Origin of the sequence: Pseudoalteromonas sp. MM1 (assembly GCF_030296835.1) — a bacterium.
GTDB lineage: Bacteria > Pseudomonadota > Gammaproteobacteria > Enterobacterales > Alteromonadaceae > Pseudoalteromonas.
This window is the reverse complement of sequence record NZ_AP027922.1, coordinates 319,899-338,549: the sequence shown is the minus strand read 5'-3', so window position 1 is coordinate 338,549 and position 18,651 is coordinate 319,899. Positions and strand designations below refer to the sequence as shown.

The 18,651-nt window shown below is 40.4% G+C and carries 15 protein-coding genes; 6 read left to right on the top strand and 9 right to left on the bottom strand.

Features of this window, described 5'->3' with window-relative positions; all coding sequences use genetic code 11:
- Positions 1-110: 110 nt before the first annotated feature.
- Together QUE46_RS01520 and pmbA are read right to left on the bottom strand one after the other, a co-directional pair.
- On the bottom strand, positions 111-593 hold the full coding sequence (locus QUE46_RS01520; RefSeq protein WP_286245924.1) for a DUF721 domain-containing protein: 483 nt from the start codon (positions 591-593) through the stop codon (positions 111-113).
- Positions 594-675: 82 nt separating this feature from the next.
- The gene (gene pmbA / locus QUE46_RS01515; RefSeq protein ID WP_286245923.1) at positions 676-2,025 is read right to left on the bottom strand and encodes a metalloprotease PmbA; all 1,350 of its coding nucleotides are present in this window, start codon (positions 2,023-2,025) and stop codon (positions 676-678) included.
- Between the two features lie 144 nt (positions 2,026-2,169).
- On the opposite strand from pmbA, the gene yjgA reads away from it, so the two are divergent.
- Both yjgA and hemN read left to right on the top strand, forming a co-directional pair.
- Positions 2,170-2,703, top strand: a complete 534-nt coding sequence (gene yjgA / locus QUE46_RS01510; protein ID WP_138540933.1) for a ribosome biogenesis factor YjgA — start codon at positions 2,170-2,172, stop codon at positions 2,701-2,703.
- A gap of 111 nt (positions 2,704-2,814) precedes the next feature.
- Positions 2,815-4,188, top strand: a complete 1,374-nt coding sequence (gene hemN / locus QUE46_RS01505; RefSeq protein WP_286245922.1) for an oxygen-independent coproporphyrinogen III oxidase — start codon at positions 2,815-2,817, stop codon at positions 4,186-4,188.
- A 57-nt stretch (positions 4,189-4,245) separates the two neighbouring features.
- Here hemN and QUE46_RS01500 read toward each other — a convergent pair whose 3' ends face one another.
- The 3 genes from QUE46_RS01500 to QUE46_RS01490 form a co-directional block, all read right to left on the bottom strand.
- Entirely contained in the window at positions 4,246-4,761 is a 516-nt protein-coding gene (locus QUE46_RS01500) for a DUF2489 domain-containing protein (protein ID WP_286245921.1), read from the bottom strand.
- Between the two features lie 12 nt (positions 4,762-4,773).
- On the bottom strand, positions 4,774-5,364 hold the full coding sequence (gene yihI / locus QUE46_RS01495) for a Der GTPase-activating protein YihI (protein ID WP_286245920.1): 591 nt from the start codon (positions 5,362-5,364) through the stop codon (positions 4,774-4,776).
- 740 nt (positions 5,365-6,104) lie between these two features.
- Positions 6,105-6,737 carry a cytochrome c gene (locus QUE46_RS01490; protein WP_286245919.1) on the bottom strand — a complete coding sequence of 211 codons (633 nt, stop codon included), beginning with the start codon at positions 6,735-6,737 and terminating at the stop codon, positions 6,105-6,107.
- 280 nt (positions 6,738-7,017) lie between these two features.
- Here QUE46_RS01490 and yihA point away from each other — a divergent pair, with 280 nt between their 5' ends.
- Complete coding sequence (gene yihA / locus QUE46_RS01485; protein WP_055014563.1) at positions 7,018-7,677, top strand: ribosome biogenesis GTP-binding protein YihA/YsxC; 660 nt, start codon at positions 7,018-7,020, stop codon at positions 7,675-7,677.
- Between the two features lie 10 nt (positions 7,678-7,687).
- On the opposite strand, the gene QUE46_RS01480 is transcribed toward yihA, so the two are convergent.
- The 3 genes from QUE46_RS01480 to polA form a co-directional block, all read right to left on the bottom strand.
- Positions 7,688-8,206, bottom strand: a complete 519-nt coding sequence (locus QUE46_RS01480; protein WP_286245918.1) for a DUF1285 domain-containing protein — start codon at positions 8,204-8,206, stop codon at positions 7,688-7,690.
- Complete coding sequence (locus QUE46_RS01475; RefSeq protein WP_286245917.1) at positions 8,203-8,790, bottom strand: YceI family protein; 588 nt, start codon at positions 8,788-8,790, stop codon at positions 8,203-8,205. Before QUE46_RS01475 ends, QUE46_RS01480 begins: the two co-directional genes overlap by 4 nt.
- A 493-nt stretch (positions 8,791-9,283) precedes the next feature.
- Positions 9,284-12,013 (bottom strand): DNA polymerase I, encoded by a 2,730-nt coding sequence (gene polA, locus QUE46_RS01470; RefSeq protein ID WP_286245916.1) that lies wholly within the window; start codon positions 12,011-12,013, stop codon positions 9,284-9,286.
- 524 nt (positions 12,014-12,537) lie between these two features.
- Between polA and elbB the strand changes: the two genes are divergently transcribed.
- The 3 genes from elbB to QUE46_RS01455 all read left to right on the top strand — a co-directional run bounded on the left by elbB (position 12,538) and on the right by QUE46_RS01455 (position 16,539).
- Positions 12,538-13,185 carry an isoprenoid biosynthesis glyoxalase ElbB gene (elbB, locus tag QUE46_RS01465; RefSeq protein WP_286245915.1) on the top strand — a complete coding sequence of 216 codons (648 nt, stop codon included), beginning with the start codon at positions 12,538-12,540 and terminating at the stop codon, positions 13,183-13,185.
- Between the two features lie 204 nt (positions 13,186-13,389).
- Positions 13,390-13,785 (top strand): cytochrome c5 family protein, encoded by a 396-nt coding sequence (locus QUE46_RS01460; RefSeq protein WP_286245914.1) that lies wholly within the window; start codon positions 13,390-13,392, stop codon positions 13,783-13,785.
- Between the two features lie 180 nt (positions 13,786-13,965).
- A complete protein-coding gene (locus QUE46_RS01455; RefSeq protein ID WP_374761388.1) occupies positions 13,966-16,539 on the top strand; it encodes a diguanylate cyclase domain-containing protein in 2,574 nt (857 codons plus the stop codon).
- Here the strand turns inward: QUE46_RS01455 and rep are convergent.
- Positions 16,532-18,550 carry a DNA helicase Rep gene (gene rep, locus QUE46_RS01450; protein WP_286245913.1) on the bottom strand — a complete coding sequence of 673 codons (2,019 nt, stop codon included), beginning with the start codon at positions 18,548-18,550 and terminating at the stop codon, positions 16,532-16,534. The two genes, QUE46_RS01455 and rep, sit on opposite strands and share 8 nt — an antisense overlap.
- Positions 18,551-18,651 lie beyond the last annotated feature (101 nt).

Sequence of the window (18,651 nt, the reverse complement as noted above, 5' to 3'; positions counted from 1 at the left end):
ATGATAAACCCCATTAAAGAAACAATAAAATAGAATATGTAACAAAGTATTTTCTATGAGACGAGGTAACAAAATAGCCCTACCAACAACCATAATAGCGTTTTTGGGCGCTATTTTTTGCCATGAAGTGCAAGGCGCTCTAGCTTTTCTTTCAGCGAAGGAGGCGCTGATGCGGCAATTGCATTAAGGTAATCTGAAGTTTGCTGACTCATTTTTCTTGAGTTGCCGGGTGCTTTACCTTTGGTGCCTGTTTTATCTGTTGCTGGGCTTAAGCGCGCTGTTGCTTGAGGGTTGGCAACAATTTTAATTTGTCCGAGCTCAGCCATGCCCGCCGCTCTAAAATGCGACTGCATATCCATTTTTAAATAATTAAGTTTAAGGGCAATTGCCGCCGATACAACTTCTATCATTAGCGTGCCATCGCGATAATTACTCACACGGCATTTTTCAGCAAGCTTAGGACCTAAAAATTCTTTGAGCAACACCTGTTGCTTATCAAGTGCTTGGCTTTTACCTGCGTAGGCCGATAACCGATTATTTAGGCCTGCCATAATGTCAGTTAGGGGTTTTGGTGCGTATCTATCTTTAGCCATAGTGCAACTTACATTAAATACAACGTTATAATGCTAAAACTAAAAGCAAAGCGATTAGTTTTAGCAAGGTTTAAATACAATACTAGGCGCCCGCAATCTGCATTTGCTCTATAAGTACTGAACCCGTTTGAATACCGCCTCTGCGCTCAATATCACCACCAATTGCACTAATGCCTTTAAACATGTCTTTTAAATTTCCGGCAATAGTAATTTCACTAACAGGGTACTGAATTTCACCGTTTTCTACCCAAAAGCCAGCCGCTCCACGCGAGTAGTCACCGGTAACGGTGTTGACGCCTTGCCCCATTAGCTCAGTGACCAACAAGCCTGTCCCCATGGTTTTTAATAGTGCGGTTAAATCGTTGTGCGTTTGCTCTACTAACCAGTTATGAATACCGCCCGCATGGCCTGTTGGCGCCATATTTAATTTACGCGCTGCATAACTTGCTAATAAATACGTTTGCAGCTCACCGCCTTGAATTATTTCACGGTCAATGGTTTTTACCCCTTCGCTATCAAAAGGTGACGATGCTAACCCTTTCAATATATGAGGACGCTCAGCAATATTTACGCTCTTACTAAATACTTGAGTGCCTAAGCTGTCGAGTAAAAAGCTCGATTTACGATAAAGCGCACCACCACCAATAGCCGACACTAAATGGCCAAACAATGAGTTGGCAATATCAGCTCTAAAAATAACAGGAACTTTCATAGTGCCCAGCTTTTGGCTGTTTAATTTAGCCAGCGTTTCTGTGGCGGCTTCTAGGCCAACTGCTGCGGCATCGTTTAAACCAGCTTGATCACGGGCAACAGTGTACGCAGAGTCGCGCTGCATGTGCTCGCCTTCTTTACCTATTACCATAGTACTAATGCTATGGCGCGTACGTGGAAAACCAGCAATTAAACCATGGCTATTACCGTACACACGTAAACCTTGGTGCGATGAAAAACTTGCACCATCTGAATTTACAATACGCTCATCAGCATTTAAGGCTGCTTGCTCGGCGGTATGGCATAGCTCAATACCTTGCTCTGGGCTTACATCCCACGGGTGGTACAAATCGAGATCTTTAGGTGCAAACTCAAGTAATTCTTTATCGGCAATGCCATTAAAAGGGTCATCTGAGGTAAATTTGGCAATATCAATGGCTTTTTCGACTACAGTGCGTAGTGTTTTTGGGTTGAGATCAGCAGTAGACGCCGAGCCTTTATTGTTGCCGACATACACACTGATACCTAAGCCGCCATCTTGGTTAAATTCTATGGTTTCTACTTCACCCATGCGTGTACTTACCGATAAACCAGATGTGCTCGACATAGCGGCTTCTGCAGCAGTAGCACCCAATTTTTTAGCATGCTCGAGCACTTCTGCTACGGCATCTTTTACTTGAGATATTTGAGAATAAATTGGATCGTGTTGTTGGCTTTTCATAAATTAAGTCCTGAGCCTTAAGGCAATATTGCACGCATTTCTTATCTTTAAATGCTAACACACTCACTGCACCACATCAGCTAATATTAATCACTAAAAGAATCACGTATAATGGCAAAAGTTATTTTTACTTAAGAGCACCCCATGGCGAAGAAAAAAGGCAAGCCTGCTGAAATTGAAGAAGAAATTATTTACGTATCAAAAAGTGAACTAAAGCGTGACGCGCAAGAGTTTCACCAGTTAGGTTCTGAAATTGCTAAAATGGGGAAAAAGCAACGCGAACGCTTACCACTCAATGACGATTTAAAAGAAGCCATGGTGGTTGCTGATAAAATTAGCAATAAAAGCGATGCGTACCGTCGTCATTTAAATTACATTGCTAAAACGCTGCGCACAGTAGAAAACGTTGAAGAAATTAAAGCAATTATTGATGTAATGCTTAATAAAAATAACCAAGCTGAGGTTTTAATTAAAAAAATTGAGCAATTACGTACTGACTTAATTGAACAAGGCGACGATTTAATCAACGAAACTATTGAGCAATACCCGACCCTTGAGCGCCAAAAAATGCGCCAATTAGTTCGCAACGCCGCCAAAGAGGTTAAAGCCGAAAAGCCAGGCAAGGGCTATAAAGAATTGTTTCAATACCTAAAAGATGCCCACAACATAACGTATTAACAAAAAATACTCTTTTAAAAGGTGCTTAGGCACCTTTTTTGTTGTAGATCAAAACCCCTTCCTTAAAAGCTTTTTATACTCACCACCTCATTAATATATAAGGTGCGCGTGATGATAAAGCTTCCAAAATGGGATCAAACTCTTATAAATAAGTATAACGTGTCAGGGCCGCGTTATACCTCCTATCCTACCGCGTTATCTTTAAGCGAGGGGTATCAGCAGCAAGACCTAGTTAGCGCTATAAAATCATCATCGAGTCGCTCACTCTCTTTGTATATTCATATCCCATTTTGCAGTGAGCTTTGCTATTACTGCGGATGTAACAAGGTGATTACGCGCCATCAGTCTAAAGCCGATGTGTACTTAGATTATTTAGCAAAAGAAATGGCAGCGCACGCCACTTTATTTAAACACTACACGGTAGAGCAATTGCATTTAGGCGGCGGTACACCAACCTTTTTAACTGTAAAGCAAATGACGCGCCTAATTAATTTGCTAGAGCAACACTTTCATTTTACCCGCAACACTGAACGAGGCATTGAAATAGACCCACGTTCCCTTGCTGAAGATATGCTTATACACTTACGAGTTTTAGGCTTTAATCGTGTTTCGTTTGGTATTCAAGATTTTAACGATGAGGTACAGCAAGCTGTTAACCGTACACAACAAGTAGAGACCGTTAAAGCACTCATTACACAAGCCCGCGAGCTGGGCTTTAAGTCTATAAATGCAGACATGATTTATGGCCTACCAAAGCAAACTCCCCAAAGCTTTGAAAAAACAATAGCGCAATTAATTGCCTTAAGCCCAGACAGAGTCTCTGTATTTAATTACGCGCATTTACCAGAGCGCTTTGCAGCACAACGTAAAATAAAAGAGGCTGATTTACCCAGTGCCCACGACAAGCTAACCATGTTTAAAAACACCTTGGCGCAAATGACATCAGCAGGTTATCAGTTTATAGGTATGGATCATTTTGCAAAAGCCGACAACGAACTTGCCGTTGCGCAAAACAAAGGGCAGCTACATCGCAATTTTCAGGGCTATACCACCCACGGTAATTGCGATTTATTGGGTTTGGGGGTTTCGTCTATTTCACAAATTGGCACGGCCATTTTACAAAATCAAAAAGTGCTTAAGCATTACTATCATACAATTGAAACGCAAGCTGGGAGCGCTATACATAAAGGCATGCATTTAACGCATGATGATATAATACGTGCAGAGGCTATTAAATCGCTTATCTGCCAGTTTGAATTAGACACACAAACTTTTGCGAAAAAGCACTCTATACATTTTGATGAGTATTTTACAGACGCGCTGTTGGCACTAAAACCTTTAATAGACGATGACATGGTACATATAAACAATAAGGTAATACGCGTAACACCTCGCGGAAACCTGTTTATTCGTATTATATGTATGTGCTTTGATGCTCACTTACAAAAGCAAATAAGTAAAACCCGTTTCTCACGGGTGATTTAAAGCAGGCATAAAAAAAGAGCAGACCTGAGTCTGCTCTTTTTTTATTTGCTATAGCGTTTAATTAAACACAATGTTTTCGCTGCCTGGCGCAGCTTTAAACTCGACAATGATTTTGTCGCAATCGGCTTTAATCTCATCACTAAAGTTTTCTTCAGCTCGCCAACGTGCTGTATCTTGCTTAAAAATCTCTTTTTTAGAGTATTTTTTGCGTGCATCGTGAGTCGGCATTTCTTTAACAACGTTATACATTTTATAAATACCTGGGTACGCTAGCGTTAAATCTCGCTCATCTTCAAAAGCGTACTGAGACATTAAAACCCAAATCCGTAAACAGCCTTCAGAGTACTCGCATTGCTTTTCAGCCATTGCACGAGCAATTAAATGAATGCTATCTGCAAGTTTAGCGTTTCGCTTTAAGCGCGACTGCTTAAGCTTTTGCTGTTGCTCTGCTTGCTTTTGCGCAATTAACTTTTTTTGCGCGTTAAGCTTATAGAGTAACTGACCTGCATAAAATGCTAAGCCAGCAATAATAACAGCACCTACAAACAAGGCTACAATCACTGCGGTACTCATTAAGCGCCCTTACTATTTATCGTCATCATCAAGCCACTCATTGGCTAAATCATCTGAAAGGTATTTATCGAAATCTGAGTTACCGTCGCTTTCGACGTTGTCTTCAAAATCATCTTCAAACTCGTCTTCATCTTCGATACCTAGTAACTTACATAGCACTTGGTGGCGTGCAATACGGCTATTAAAGTACTTTGCATCTTTACCCGTCAGCATTTCACCTTGTTCATGGCGCTCAACGAGCTTAAGTAAACGCTCATCGTTTTCAAGCGCTTCAAGCTCTTGCTCTGGCGTAAGCTCTGGCTCTGTCACCTTTTTAAGCTCAACTGTTGGCTTTAAGTTACGCTTCATTTCTACTTGCGGCTGTGGTGCACTAGCCACTAAAGGCACCGCTTTTTTACTGCCCACACGTTTATCTTTCGGTGCTGAACTTACTTTTTTAATGTCGCTATCTAATAGCTCAGGTGCATTTCGAGAGCCAGGCTTAGCGCCCTTTGGCTTTTTAACACGTTGCTCTTTTAACGCACGCATTTCTTTAAGCTTATCTTGGCTTAAACGAACAGGGCCGTTTGAAGGAATTTTGCGTGATTTTTTCTTTCTACTCATATCTTGATCATCTCACTTAAGAGGTTTTGAGCGAGGCACATAACATGAGCATCGCAGTGCTGGCCTAGCCAGAAGAATTCGATTTGCGCATTAAAGCTTGGGTTGCTCGTTGAATTAGCGCATTAGCTTATTGCTAAACGGTGGGTATTGTAACAGGACAAATAAAAAGGCGGTAGAGAAAACATCTCTACCGCCTACTAATCTGAGCGCCATTATCTGGACACTTCTCCCTTCGACTTTTTTAGTCTTTATTATTTTTATTATTATCAGTCCGTATTGTTATTATTTTAACCTTCCTTGTTACATTCCATTTTGTTTTTATTATTTAACTTCCTTGAGATTTTATTATTTACGGTCATCCTGACACTTTCTTGTTATTTCCTTTAGTAGCACCTTCAGTGTGCTATTCAGTCGTGTCGCGCCATTTTCCTTTAGCATTATCCATGTTGTTATTGTTGTTTTGCGACAGTGGTTAATTTACCCGTTAATATTTTTGTTACAACTGGTTTATATAATTTTTCTTACATAGAACACATACAAAAAACAAAAAGTCACATTTAAACAATGAGATAACTGTAAAAATAAATTTAAAATAAGTTATTTCGTACAAAACAGTATGGCAAATATCTCACAAACTAAAGGGTGATATCGTTAAAATATGGACACAAAAAAAGCAGCGCGAGCTGCTTTTTAATCATATTACATAGTATTACATTAGCTAACGCTAGATAAATACGACTTTAGTGTAAGCCACCTAAGTACTGAGAAAGCACTTCAATATCTTTATCAGTTAGCTTTTTCGCTATATCTTGCATCATACCGTTATGATCGTTTTTACGGGTACCATCACGGAATTTCTCTAGCTGAGCTTTAATGTACTCTGGGTGCTGGAAAGAAATTTTAGGAAACTTAGCAAGTGACGAACCGTTGCCTCGCGGACCATGACACGCCGCACAAGCTGGAATACCACGTTCAGCATCACCTGCTTTGTAAAGCATTTGGCCAACTTCAACCACGTCTTTAGGGGTGGTACCTTCAGTCATATTCAATGAAGAAAAATAAGCAGATAGGTCTTTCATGTCTTGCTCGCTAAGTGGCATTGCCATAGCGCTCATCACAGGATCCATGCGGCCTTCTTTACCGCCTGAAGTCATACCTAATTTTAAATCCTTAAGCTGTTTAAGGATGTAATCTGGGTGCTGGCCTGCAAGTTTAGGGTAAATATTAACCGGTGCATTACCGTCTGGGCCGTGACAAGCCGCACACGTTGCTGATTTTTCTTTACCTGCGTTTACATCGCCATCAAATGCTGTTGCGTTGCTTGCTGACAACGCACCAAGCAATATTGTTAAAGATAGTGCTATTTTTTTCATGGTGAATTCTCTGTTTCCGACCCTGTATCATCTACAATATGGATGTTGTAATTTATGTATTCTACACGATAAAAAATTCTCTGGCACGTTTTCTACTCATATTAAGCTTATAATTTATAGGGTTTTGACCTAGATTAAGCTTTAAGCTGCTTTAATGGTGCCATTTATAGCGTTTTTAGGTGTTTAAATACGCTTTTTAATACATCCTTTATAGTATAAAATACGCGCCCTGAGTGAATTTAGCTCAATAAGATTAACTTTTACGTTTTTAGGAGAGCCTGTGCTCAAATCTCGTATCAAATATAATACTGCGTCTTTTGTAACAAGCGCGCCAGACATCACTAAATTACCTGCTGATACGGGAATTGAAGTCGCGTTTGCAGGTCGTTCTAATGCCGGTAAGTCGAGTGCTCTTAATGCACTGACAGATCAAAAACTTGCACGTACCAGTAAAACGCCTGGTCGTACGCAGTTAATCAACACTTTTGAATTAGGTGAAGTGGATGATATGCGTTTAATTGACTTACCTGGTTATGGCTTTGCTAAAGTACCTATTGAAATGAAAAAGAAGTGGCAAAAGTCACTGGGTGAATACCTACAAAAACGTCAGAGTTTAAAAGGCATTGTGGTATTAATGGATATTCGCCACCCGCTAAAAGATTTAGATAAAGATTTAATTAATTGGGCTATTGGCAGTGAAATCCCTGTATTGGCGCTTTTAACTAAAGCGGATAAGCTCAAACAAGGGGCGCGTAAAGCACAAGTACTACAAGTACGTCGCGAATTAAGTGAACTAGACGGTGATATCACTGTTCATGCATTTTCATCACTTAAAGGGACAGGTTTACCAGAAGTCGCTAAAAAGCTAGATGAGTGGTACTTAGGGCCAATCGTGGCTGTTGCACCACAGCCAAGTGATGAAGATAACTCAAACGCTTAAAAATAAGCATCTACGAGAGATAAAACTTTTCACCTGCAGATTTTATAAAATAGCCACGCTCATCAGCGTCGGCTATTTCTGCCCACTGATAAAACACACTTCGTGATACCCGCGCGCAACACCCATAAGGCAACTGCAAATAAGGCACGGCTGCAGTTTTATAGTTTTGTATATATATAGGCTGCTCAGCACTGACTAACCATTGCCGTGCTAAATTATCTACACAACACATCACCTGCCCCTGCTCTGTGTTCTCTATATGCCAGCTTACGATAACGAAAGGCGCATCTTGTACTTCTATCGCTATTTTTTCGATGGGTGTTTTTAAGTAAAACTGCTTACCTTCTTTGCATAAAACGCTGGCAAATAGTTTTACCATAGCCGGGCGAGTAATTTCGCTGCCATCATAAAACCACAGCCCTTGTTCGTTTATAATAATTGGCAGTTCACCACATTGGGTAGGCTGCCAACTATCAAACGGTTTGCTAGGCTCGCTTAATTGCTTACTAAGCGCCGTTAATGAGATCACTGTTTTTTTAGTGTCAGCGCAAAGGTAACCGGTACAGCTGTAGCAACTGCTGGCAAACCTGCTAATTGCTGTAGCTTTTTAACGCCTTCGGTCACACCAAAGTCTTGGCTATTTACAATTACGGGTGTAAACGACGATACGCTTAGATCACCATTTTCTGCACTGCTAACAAGTACATTTATTTTTAATGGTTTTTTATTACCATGAAAATCAAGCTCTGCATCAACCGCTTTTAATACATGCTGGCCCGGCTTTTTAATATTACTTAATTGCTTTTTTAAATCCGCGGTTAAAACTGCATGAGGGAATTTTGCCGCTTCAAATACAAATTGAGTTAAACGTTCATTGCGAATAGGGATCAGTGTTTCTGCAGAGGTTAAGTCTATATTTACACTAAAAGCACCGCTGTCTGAAAGTGTTCCTTCTAGGTTAGTAAAATGATGCGCCTCAGCAATGGAGTCTTTTTTTATAGAAACAAAACTTAATTGGCTTTTATCATTAACGAGCTGCCAATCAGCATGAGCGGCATTAGACAAAACAAGACTAGATAACGATAAACCTACAACGGCTAACGCTTTAAACATAACGCACTCCTTAAATTTAAATGAGAATAATAGCGCTTTCGATACTATCACTTGAGGTATATGCATACCAACTCAAAATAAACAATAAAGGAAATTGAAAGGAAAAAACGACCTGCTTAAAACAAGCAGGTCGGTATAGCAAACTGGGGAGAAGCTATCAATTTTTTGCACCTTTTCAGATGCATCATCAACAGGATGTCCTACAGGATGAGGACGGGCGCACTTTAGCAAAAGCGCGCATAAAAATACAATGATATTCCGCCAAAATAGTTCGAATTGACGAACATATAACTATTTAATACAAATAGTTGCTTAATTTAACCTACTTTTAACTAAACTTTGTTTACACTTAGAAATACTTATATCGATTCGCTTAATAAAGTGGTCAATGTTGAGGTTGGAAAAACGTGTTGATAGCTAGGTAAAAAATTCGCTATTTAGAGGCAATAAAAAGCGCCTTGCGGCGCTTTTGAACTATAAGTATGTTTTTAGGTTAATGGGCTTGTTCCCAGTTTTCACCTTCGTCAGCTTCTACAATCAAAGGGACATCTAAGCTAGCCGCTTGCGACATTAACTCACAAATTTGCTTTGTATATGCTTGAGCACAATCAGTTTTAATCTCAAAAACCAACTCATCGTGTACTTGCATAAGTAATTTAATGGTATTAGGGGCTTGCTCATTAACCCAGCTATGCACGCTCAGCATTGCTTTTTTAATAATATCAGCAGCTGTGCCTTGCATTGGTGCATTGATTGCTGCACGTTCGGCGCCTTTACGACGAGCTCCATTACGTGCATTAATTTCTGGTAAGTGTAAACGACGGCCAAAAATAGTTTCTACGTACCCGTTTTCAGCCGCTTTCTCACGCGTTGTTTCCATGTACTCAAGTACCCCAGGGAAACGCTCAAAGTATTTATCTATGTAGTGCTGCGCTTCGTGGCGTGGCACATCAAGTTGACGCGCTAAACCAAAGGCTGACATCCCATAAATTAAACCAAAGTTTACTGCTTTCGCTTTACGGCGCATATCTGTGGTTACCTCATCAAGCTCAACACCAAATACTTCAGCAGCGGTGGCACTGTGAACATCTAAACCGTTTGCAAAGGCATTTAGTAGTCCTTTGTCTTGCGATAAGTGCGCCATAATACGCAACTCAATTTGGCTATAATCGGCCGCCACAATTTTATAACCTGGTGCCGCTACAAATGCCTCACGTATACGGCGCCCTTCTTCTGAGCGAATAGGAATATTTTGTAAATTAGGATCGGTAGAACTCAAACGACCTGTAGCCGTAACAGCCTGATGATAAGAAGTATGCACGCGCTGTGTTTTCTCATTAACCATCAATGGTAATTTATCGGTATAGGTTGATTTAAGCTTAGACAAGCCACGGTGCTCAATAATCACCTTAGGCAATGGATAGTCATGGGCAAGTTCTTGTAATACTTCTTCAGCCGTTGAAGGCGCACCTTTAGGTGTTTTTTTAATGACTGGCAGCTCAAGTTTTTCAAATAAAAGTACTTGCAGCTGTTTTGGCGAACTTAGGTTAAATGGTTCGCCCGCTATCTCAAACGCTTCTTTTTCAAGTTCAAGTAAGCGCTCGCCTAAACGCTGGCTGTGCGCCGCCAGCATGTTGCTATCAATTGCTACGCCGGTACGTTCAATATCAGAAATAACATTCACTAATGGCATTTCTATGGTTTCAAATACTGACTTTAATTTCTCATCAGCTTCTAATTTTGGCCAAAGTACTTGGTGTAAACGCAGTGTAATATCGGCATCTTCTGCGGCATAAGGCGCAGCTTGCTCAAGCTCAATTTGATTAAAGGTAAGCTGCTTTTTCCCTTTGCCGGCAATATCTTCAAAGCTAATGTTTTTATGGCCTAAGTACTTAAGTGCTAATGAATCCATGTCATGGCGAGTGCCCACGCTATTAAATACGTACGACTCAAGCATAGTATCAAACTTAATGCCATTGAGCTCATAGCCTGCATTAGCCAGTACGCTCTTATCGTACTTTAGGTTTTGCCCTACTTTAGCTTTGTTAGCATCGGCGAGGATTGGCCCAAGCTTTTGCATTACATATTCAAGGCTTAATTGCTCTGGTGCACCCGGGTAGTCGTGTGCAATAGGTAAGTAAGCTGCTTCGCCTGCTTTTACAGCAAAGCTCATACCTACTAACTGCGCTTGCATGTAATCAAGGCTGGTTGTTTCGGTATCAAAGGCAAATAACTCAGCGTTATTTAACTGCTCTATAAGCGCATCAAACTGTGACTCGCTTAAAATAGTTTCATAATGAGCGTCTTCTACTTGTGGCAGCTCATTTGCTTGTGTAGGCACTGCTTTTTCTGCATCTTTTGGATTATCAAGTAGCTCAGCTAACCAGCGGCGGAACTCACACTCACCATACAGTGTAATCAGCTCATCTTTATTTGGCTCTTGTAATTTAAAGGTATCTAGGTCTGACTCTACCTCAACATCACATTTAATGGTGGCAAGCTCATAACTAAGTGGTAGGTGATCAAGAGCATTTGCTAGCTTTTCACCAATCTTGCCTTTAATGTCGCCGGCATTATCAATGACACCTTGGAGCGATCCATATTTTTGCAGCCATTTAACAGCTGTTTTAGGTCCACACCCTTCAACACCTGGGATGTTATCAACCTTATCACCCATTAACGCTAAATAGTCGATAATTAGCTCAGGACCCACACCAAATTTTTCAACAACAGTTTGAGGATCTGAAATGCTGTCGGTCATGGTGTTTATTAGCGTCACATGCTCGTTAACTAGCTGAGCCATGTCTTTATCGCCTGTAGAAACCAATACATGGCGCTTTTGCTCAGTCGCTATACGCGAAAACGTACCAATAACATCATCGGCTTCAACACCTTCAATACTAATTAGCGGAAAGCCCATTGCTTTAATAATGCTGTGTAATGGCGCTATTTGCGTTCGTAAATCGTCAGGCATTGGCGGACGATTAGCTTTATACTCGCTATACATGTCGTTTCTGAACGTTTTGCCTTTGGCATCAAACACCACCACCATGTGGCTCGGATCATATTGTTTGATCAAACTTTTAAGCATGTTTACCACGCCATAAATAGCACCTGTTGCTTCACCTTTAGAATTGGTTAGGTGCGGTGGAGAATGGTAAGCGCGAAATAAATATGATGAGCCATCAACTAAAATTAGCGGGTTTTCGGGGATCTGAGCCATGGTGAATTTGGATCCTAAATACAAAAAAGTAATATTATTACAAGCATGCCATAAGGTTATGAATAAAACGACAGTGAATTACGCTTAGTAACCATAATTATTGCAGAGCAACCTGTGGATAACTTTGTAGATAACAGCCACGAGCTATTCCTCCAATACATAATAATATGCTTAGAAAAATAAATAACTGCTTGTTTTGTTTAAAAAAGATAATACGAGGTTCTTTTTTTATTATTTTAAAACCAATGTGGAAAAAGGTTTTCTAACTGATACATCCGCTGTTAGTCACTTGAGTTATTTGTATCCATTTAAATAACCGGAGGAGTATTCTAGCATAATGGATCAAAGATCATAGCGATCCTTTATAATTTTTTTTATAAGCACACTGGCAAAAATGGCATAAACCGCAATACAACTTGCACTGCGAATACTTTTTAAGCTAAAAAATTATTTTAGTGTGTGTTTTGCCCCGTGTTAAACTTCACCCAAACTACTTATTTAAAATACTTAAGGAGCACAAAAGCATGAAAAAGATAGCTGTAATATTAGCCGGCTGTGGTGTGTACGATGGCAGTGAAATAAACGAAGCAGTATTAACATTGCTGCACATTGCTAAAAACGGTGCCGCATATCAATGTTTTGCTCCTGATATAGAACAACTTCACACTATTAATCACCTCACTGGTGAAGAAATGCCAAGCAACCGTAATGTACTCACTGAGGCAGCACGTATTGCCCGTGGTGATATAAAATCATTAAGCGAATTAAAGGCATCTGAATTTGATGCGTTAATTATACCTGGCGGATTTGGCGCCGCTAAAAACTTATGTGACTTTGCTGTTAAAGGTGCTGATGCGCAAATAAACGACCTAGTATTAGAGGCCTGTAAACAATTTGCCAATGCCCAAAAAGCGGCTGGCTACATGTGTATTGCACCGGCGTTAATTCCGTTTATATACCCCCATGCTACTTTAACCATAGGTAATGATGAACAAACCGCGAGCGCTTTAACCCAGCTAGGCTCTACTCATGCAGCCTGTGCTGTTGATGACATTGTGGTTGATGAGGACAATAAACTCGTTACTACCCCTGCCTATATGCTGGCGCAGTCTATTTTAGATGCCGATGTGGGGATCGAAAAACTGGTTAAAAACGTACTAGCATTAGCTTAAATAGTGATTTACTAAGCCACCGATTATAAATATTTGATTAACCGCAAACATCTATTTTATTGCGCTAACGCAAAAATTAGCCAATTTTATTGATAAAAACACCAGTGGGCGTTTTATAAATTGTTACACAAAGGTATAATCGGTTTAATTTCCGTCATCTATAATCGTGATTGATCACGTTCAAATCGAAGTGAGCAAGGCAAAATGAAAAAACTATCAGCTGCAGCATTACTAGTGCTAGCAACCACCGCATACGCACAGCCATATGATAACTCTATGACTGAAGATGCGATTAAAAAACGTTTAGCACCAGTTGGCGCTGTTTATCTTGAAGGTGAGAAAGCTGCTGCAGCCGCAGCGCCTACTGGCCCTCGCTCTGGTGAGCAAGTGTACCAAGGCGCATGTTTTGCCTGTCACGGTACTGGCGCACTAGGTGCACCTAAATCAGCTGATGACTGGGCACCGCGTATCGCTAAAGGTAAAGATGTGCTGCTAGAGCACGCCATCAACGGTTTTAATGCGATGCCGCCAAAAGGAACATGTATGGATTGTTCTGATGATGAAATTAGCGCAGCCATTGATTTCATGACAGCTAAATAATTTAATTAACCCTCTGATAAATCAGGTGATTAATTTTAAAAAGGTCTATTTTTTAATAGGCCTTTTTTTATTTCTGCACTAATTTTTAGTTGCTGTTTAAGGGCATTAGTTACTTGACGATCGCAACTAAAAGTGAAATTATACGTTTAATAAACATACAATAATAAAATAATATGATTCATGTCATTGGAAGATAAGCCCGCTGACCTAAGTAAACTAGCGCACCAAAATAAACGTCTTAAAGCGCTATTAGAAAAGTATAAGCAATCTCACCACCTACAAAATGCCCTGATCCAGCTATCAGAGCAGGCAAGTTCTGTTGCCGAATTAACCTTACTTTACCCCGCTATCCATGACATTTTACAAGCATACCTGCCTAGCAAAAGCTTTTATGTGGTGCTTGCCAATCAATATACTCAAGCCCTTGAACTTTCTTATTTTTGCGATGAAAAAGATGGTATATCAGTCGCCCTCAATCAAGATAATAGTTTTGAAGAAGGCGCTACAGGCTACGTTTATAAGCTTGGCAAAACCACCTGTTTTACCAAACAAGAGATGCAAAGCGCTGCACAAAACGGTTTATTTAAAGCACTTGGCTCCCCTGCTGAGTATTGGGTTGGTGTCCCTATCTATCAAGAACAAAATATTATTGGCGTACTTGCTGCACAAAGTTACGATAAACACCAGGATTACAGCAGCCAGCAAGTGCATTTGCTTGAAGTTATGTCTTTATATTTAGCGACAGCCATAGAGCGGGTTAAAAAAAGGGAGTTACTAGAATCGGAAGTAAAAATTCGTACCCGTGCACTTACACAAAGTAATGATGCGTTAAATCTAGAAATTGAACAACGAAAACGCGCACTACAACGCCAACAAATTTTGTTTAAAATATCGGAGTTGGCAACGCAAGCGCAAAACTTAGATGATGCCTATGTAAAAATTCATCAAATAATAAAAACCATTACATACGCAGAAAACTTATACATTGCACTTTATAACAAAAAGACTGGTTGGATTAGCTTCCCGTACTGTGTGGATGAATTTAAAGACAACACCGAGCCTAGGCAGTTTGCAAAAGGTTATAGCGAACTGGTTATTAGTAGCGAACAAACTCAACTTATTCATCCCAGTAGAGCCAAAGAACTATTAGAAAGCGGCCAAGTGCAGCGTAATAAACCTATTCCAGAAGAACAAATGGCTACCAGCTGGTTAGGGGCACCGCTTAAAACATCGCAGGGGGTTATCGGCTTAATTGCATGCCAAGCGTATAATGATAATCATATTTTTAGCAAAGATGACTGTGAGCTTATTACATTTGTATCGCATCAAATTGCCACGGTTTTACAAACAAAGCTAGCCACCCAAGCACTTAAGTCTAGCCATCAGGAGTTAGAGTATAGAGTTAACGAAAAAACAAAAGCGCTGCAACAAGCTAACCTACATTTACAGATGCAAATTGATGAACGCGAAAAAGTAGAACAGCAACTTTATCATGATGCACATCATGACTCATTAACGGGCCTCCCTAATCGCAGCCTGTTTTTAACCCAGCTAGAAAAAACACTGCAGCATTACCATCGTTTTCCTGAACATCACTTTGCTGTTTTATTTATTGATTTAGATAAGTTTAAAGATATAAACGATCAATTAGGCCATCAAGCTGGTGATCAATTTTTAATAAGTGTGGCTGATTTATTTTCCCATTGTATTCGCGAACACGATTTACTCGCTCGACTTGGTGGTGATGAATTTGTAATTTTGCTCACTCACTTAACAGAGCTACAACAAGCAGAAGATGTGGCTAATCGTATTATTAATATAATGAAAAAACCCTTTTGCAGTAAAGGTACCTGTATTCAAAGTGGTGCAAGTATTGGTATAACGTACTCAAATTCGAGCTATCAACATACCGATGAAATTATTCGTGATGCCGACGCTGCTATGTATTATGCTAAAAATGCAGGGCGTGACCGGTATGAGCTTTTCCACCCACTATTAACGCAAACACTAACAAGTACAGAATCTCCAGCACAGCACCACCTTGATTCACTCCCGATGAGCTTTAGAAGCGCAGATATTATAAACCTTGATGAGCAACAGCAACCCGAATCACTATTTGAAGCATTTGGTGAACACCCTATATTAGGCTGTACCAGTTTTGATATACTAAAAAAGTTTGCAATCGACAAAGAGCAGCACCTACAGGTTGAATTAGAGCTATTACAACACGCCTACGCCCATGGCTTAGCAGCAAATGTGGCAATGATATTATTGCCATGCTCAGGGTTACTTTTAGAAGCGCTTAAATTTAATTTATTTACTGAGGTATTAAGTAAACTGCAGGGGCAAAGCCAACTGTGTTTATTGTTTGATGACCAAGAAATACGTTATGCCTGTGCCAGTCAGCTAGAGAACCTTAAAAAGCTCTCACAGTTTGGCTACAGCATTGGCTTAAATAACTTTGCAAAAGATCGTTGTGAGCTAAATGCACTGACCGACATCAACTTCGATTATGTACTACTTAGCTCAACATTTAGTAAACGCGTACTGCAACAAGAAAGCTTTAACTTACAATTACAAGGCGTATTAGCAATCACTCAGCTTAAAGGCATAAAAGTAATAGCCAAAGGACCTTCTATACTCAACTTTAGAGCCTTGCTTGATAAATACGGACTAAACTTATTTGTTGCTAAGCAGCAAGGCTTATCGGAGCCAGTAGCGGCTAATAACAACGCCGCGCAGTTTATTAACTAGGCTTTTTAAGCATCGCCCTTAAGTTAGCAACCCGTGCTTGGCCTTTTTCCATGCGCTCAGCTTGCGAACTGGGGGCTTTTTTGTTTTCAAACGCTAAGTCATCTTGTGGTAACTCTTGCACAAAGCGGCTTAGCTCTGTTTGCGAGGTTTCACCAAACTGACGACGTATTTTTGCATACGTCAAGGTCAGCTCTTGCTGGGCTCGTGTGATCCCTACGTATGCTAAACGGCGCTCTTCATCTACGTTTTCTTCGTCAATACTTACTTGGTGAGGCAATAACCCCTCTTCCATACCGACCATAAACACGTACGGATATTCTAAACCTTTAGATGCATGCAAAGTGAGTAACTGTACCGCATCAGACTCATCCTCTTCCTCGTTACGCTCTAGCATATCGCGAAGCGTTAATTTGCTGACCACTTCAGGCAAGGTCATCGGTTCGTTATCGGCATCGCCTGTGAGCATATCAGTGATCCAACGATACAGCTCAGAGACGTTTTTCATGCGCATTTCTGCCGCTTTAGCACTTGGCGATGACTCATATAAGTACGCTTCGTAGTTAATGTTACGAACTAAGTCTTTTACTGCTTCAAGTGTATCGCTACGCACTGCGTTATCTGAAAGTTCAACAACCCAACGTGCAAATCCCGAAAGCGCATTTAAGCCACGGCCTTTAAGTCGGTAGCCTAAATCGTTATCAAAACAAGTGGCAAATAAACTTTGGTGCTTTTCGTTTGCAAGCGTTCCAAGCTTTTCAAGCGTGACTGTGCCTATTTCGCGACGCGGCGTATTAACAATGCGTAAAAAAGCATTATCGTCGTCTTGGTTAACCAGTAAGCGTAAATACGCCATAATATCTTTAATTTCTGAACGCGAAAAAAACGACATACCCCCACTAATTTTATAGGGTATACGGTTACTCATTAATGATTTTTCAAAACCGCGTGCCTGGTGATTACCGCGATACAAAATAGCGTAATCTTTATAGCTGGTGCGCTTCATAAATTTATGCGAAATTATTTCAGCAACCACTCGCTCGCACTCATGCTCTTCATCCCTGCAGCCAATCACTTTAATTGGCTCGCCGTAGCCAAGCTCACTAAATAGCTTTTTTTCGATATCGTGCGGGTTATTGGCAATTAAAATATTTGCTGCTTTAAGGATACGCTGGGCACTGCGGTAGTTTTGCTCAAGCTTTATGAGTCTTAGGCCTGGGTAATCTTTACCTAACAGTACCAAGTTTTGGGGGCGAGCTCCGCGCCACGAATAAATAGATTGGTCATCATCCCCTACCACAGTAAAACGCGCTCGCTCGCCTACTAATAACTTAACAAGCTGGTATTGGCTGGTATTGGTATCTTGATATTCATCCACCAGCAAATACCTAAATCGCTGTTGCCAGCGCTCTCGTGAGGTGGCATTGCTACTAAGTAATAAGGTTGGGATCATAATTAAATCGTCAAAATCCAGTGCATTATACGCTCGCAACTGATTTTGATAACGCGCGTAAAGCTGCGCAAATAACGCCTTTTGTGCATCGCGCGCTTCGCGTATAGCTTGCTCTGGCAAAATTAATTCGTTTTTCCAGCTGCCTATTTGCATTTTTAATAGATTAAGTAGGTCTTTGTCTTTTTTAAGCTCGTCTTCGGTTAGCTCACCTAGTAACTGGTTAGTATCTTGGTCATCAAACAGTGAAAAACCCTCTTTAAAACCAAGCGTTTTAAGTTCTTTTTTTATTATTTCAAGCCCAAGGGTATGAAAGGTTGATACCCATAATCCTTTTGCCTCTTGCTTATTAAGCGTTTGCAATACACGCTCACGCATCTCTTTGGCCGCTTTATTGGTAAACGTTACCGCCGCAATATTACGTGCTTTGTACTCGCACTTTTGCACCAAATAAGCAATTTTGTTAGTGATTACACGCGTTTTACCTGAGCCTGCACCCGCGAGTACTAAACACGGACCACTAATATATTTTACTGCTTCATCTTGTTTTGGATTGAGTTTCATAACGACCATGGAGTTTTAAAAGGCAGCTAATTTTACCGTAACCGCAGATACAGGCATAGCCATTAGATTAATTAATTCCATTGGGGTGATCATGTATTAAA

What these genes read in the sequence shown, in the direction of transcription:
- rep (WP_286245913.1), bottom strand. Translation starts at nt 18,550, where the DNA reads ATGAAACTCAATCCAAAACAAGATGAAGCAGTAAAATATATTAGTGGT.
- hemN (WP_286245922.1), top strand. Translation starts at nt 2,815, where the DNA reads ATGATAAAGCTTCCAAAATGGGATCAAACTCTTATAAATAAGTATAAC.
- pmbA (WP_286245923.1), bottom strand. Translation starts at nt 2,025, where the DNA reads ATGAAAAGCCAACAACACGATCCAATTTATTCTCAAATATCTCAAGTA.
- QUE46_RS01520 (WP_286245924.1), bottom strand. Translation starts at nt 593, where the DNA reads ATGGCTAAAGATAGATACGCACCAAAACCCCTAACTGACATTATGGCA.
- QUE46_RS01455 (WP_374761388.1), top strand. Translation starts at nt 13,966, where the DNA reads ATGTCATTGGAAGATAAGCCCGCTGACCTAAGTAAACTAGCGCACCAA.
- polA (WP_286245916.1), bottom strand. Translation starts at nt 12,013, where the DNA reads ATGGCTCAGATCCCCGAAAACCCGCTAATTTTAGTTGATGGCTCATCA.
- QUE46_RS01500 (WP_286245921.1), bottom strand. Translation starts at nt 4,761, where the DNA reads ATGAGTACCGCAGTGATTGTAGCCTTGTTTGTAGGTGCTGTTATTATT.
- QUE46_RS01490 (WP_286245919.1), bottom strand. Translation starts at nt 6,737, where the DNA reads ATGAAAAAAATAGCACTATCTTTAACAATATTGCTTGGTGCGTTGTCA.
- yihI (WP_286245920.1), bottom strand. Translation starts at nt 5,364, where the DNA reads ATGAGTAGAAAGAAAAAATCACGCAAAATTCCTTCAAACGGCCCTGTT.
- yjgA (WP_138540933.1), top strand. Translation starts at nt 2,170, where the DNA reads ATGGCGAAGAAAAAAGGCAAGCCTGCTGAAATTGAAGAAGAAATTATT.
- QUE46_RS01475 (WP_286245917.1), bottom strand. Translation starts at nt 8,790, where the DNA reads ATGTTTAAAGCGTTAGCCGTTGTAGGTTTATCGTTATCTAGTCTTGTT.
- elbB (WP_286245915.1), top strand. Translation starts at nt 12,538, where the DNA reads ATGAAAAAGATAGCTGTAATATTAGCCGGCTGTGGTGTGTACGATGGC.
- QUE46_RS01460 (WP_286245914.1), top strand. Translation starts at nt 13,390, where the DNA reads ATGAAAAAACTATCAGCTGCAGCATTACTAGTGCTAGCAACCACCGCA.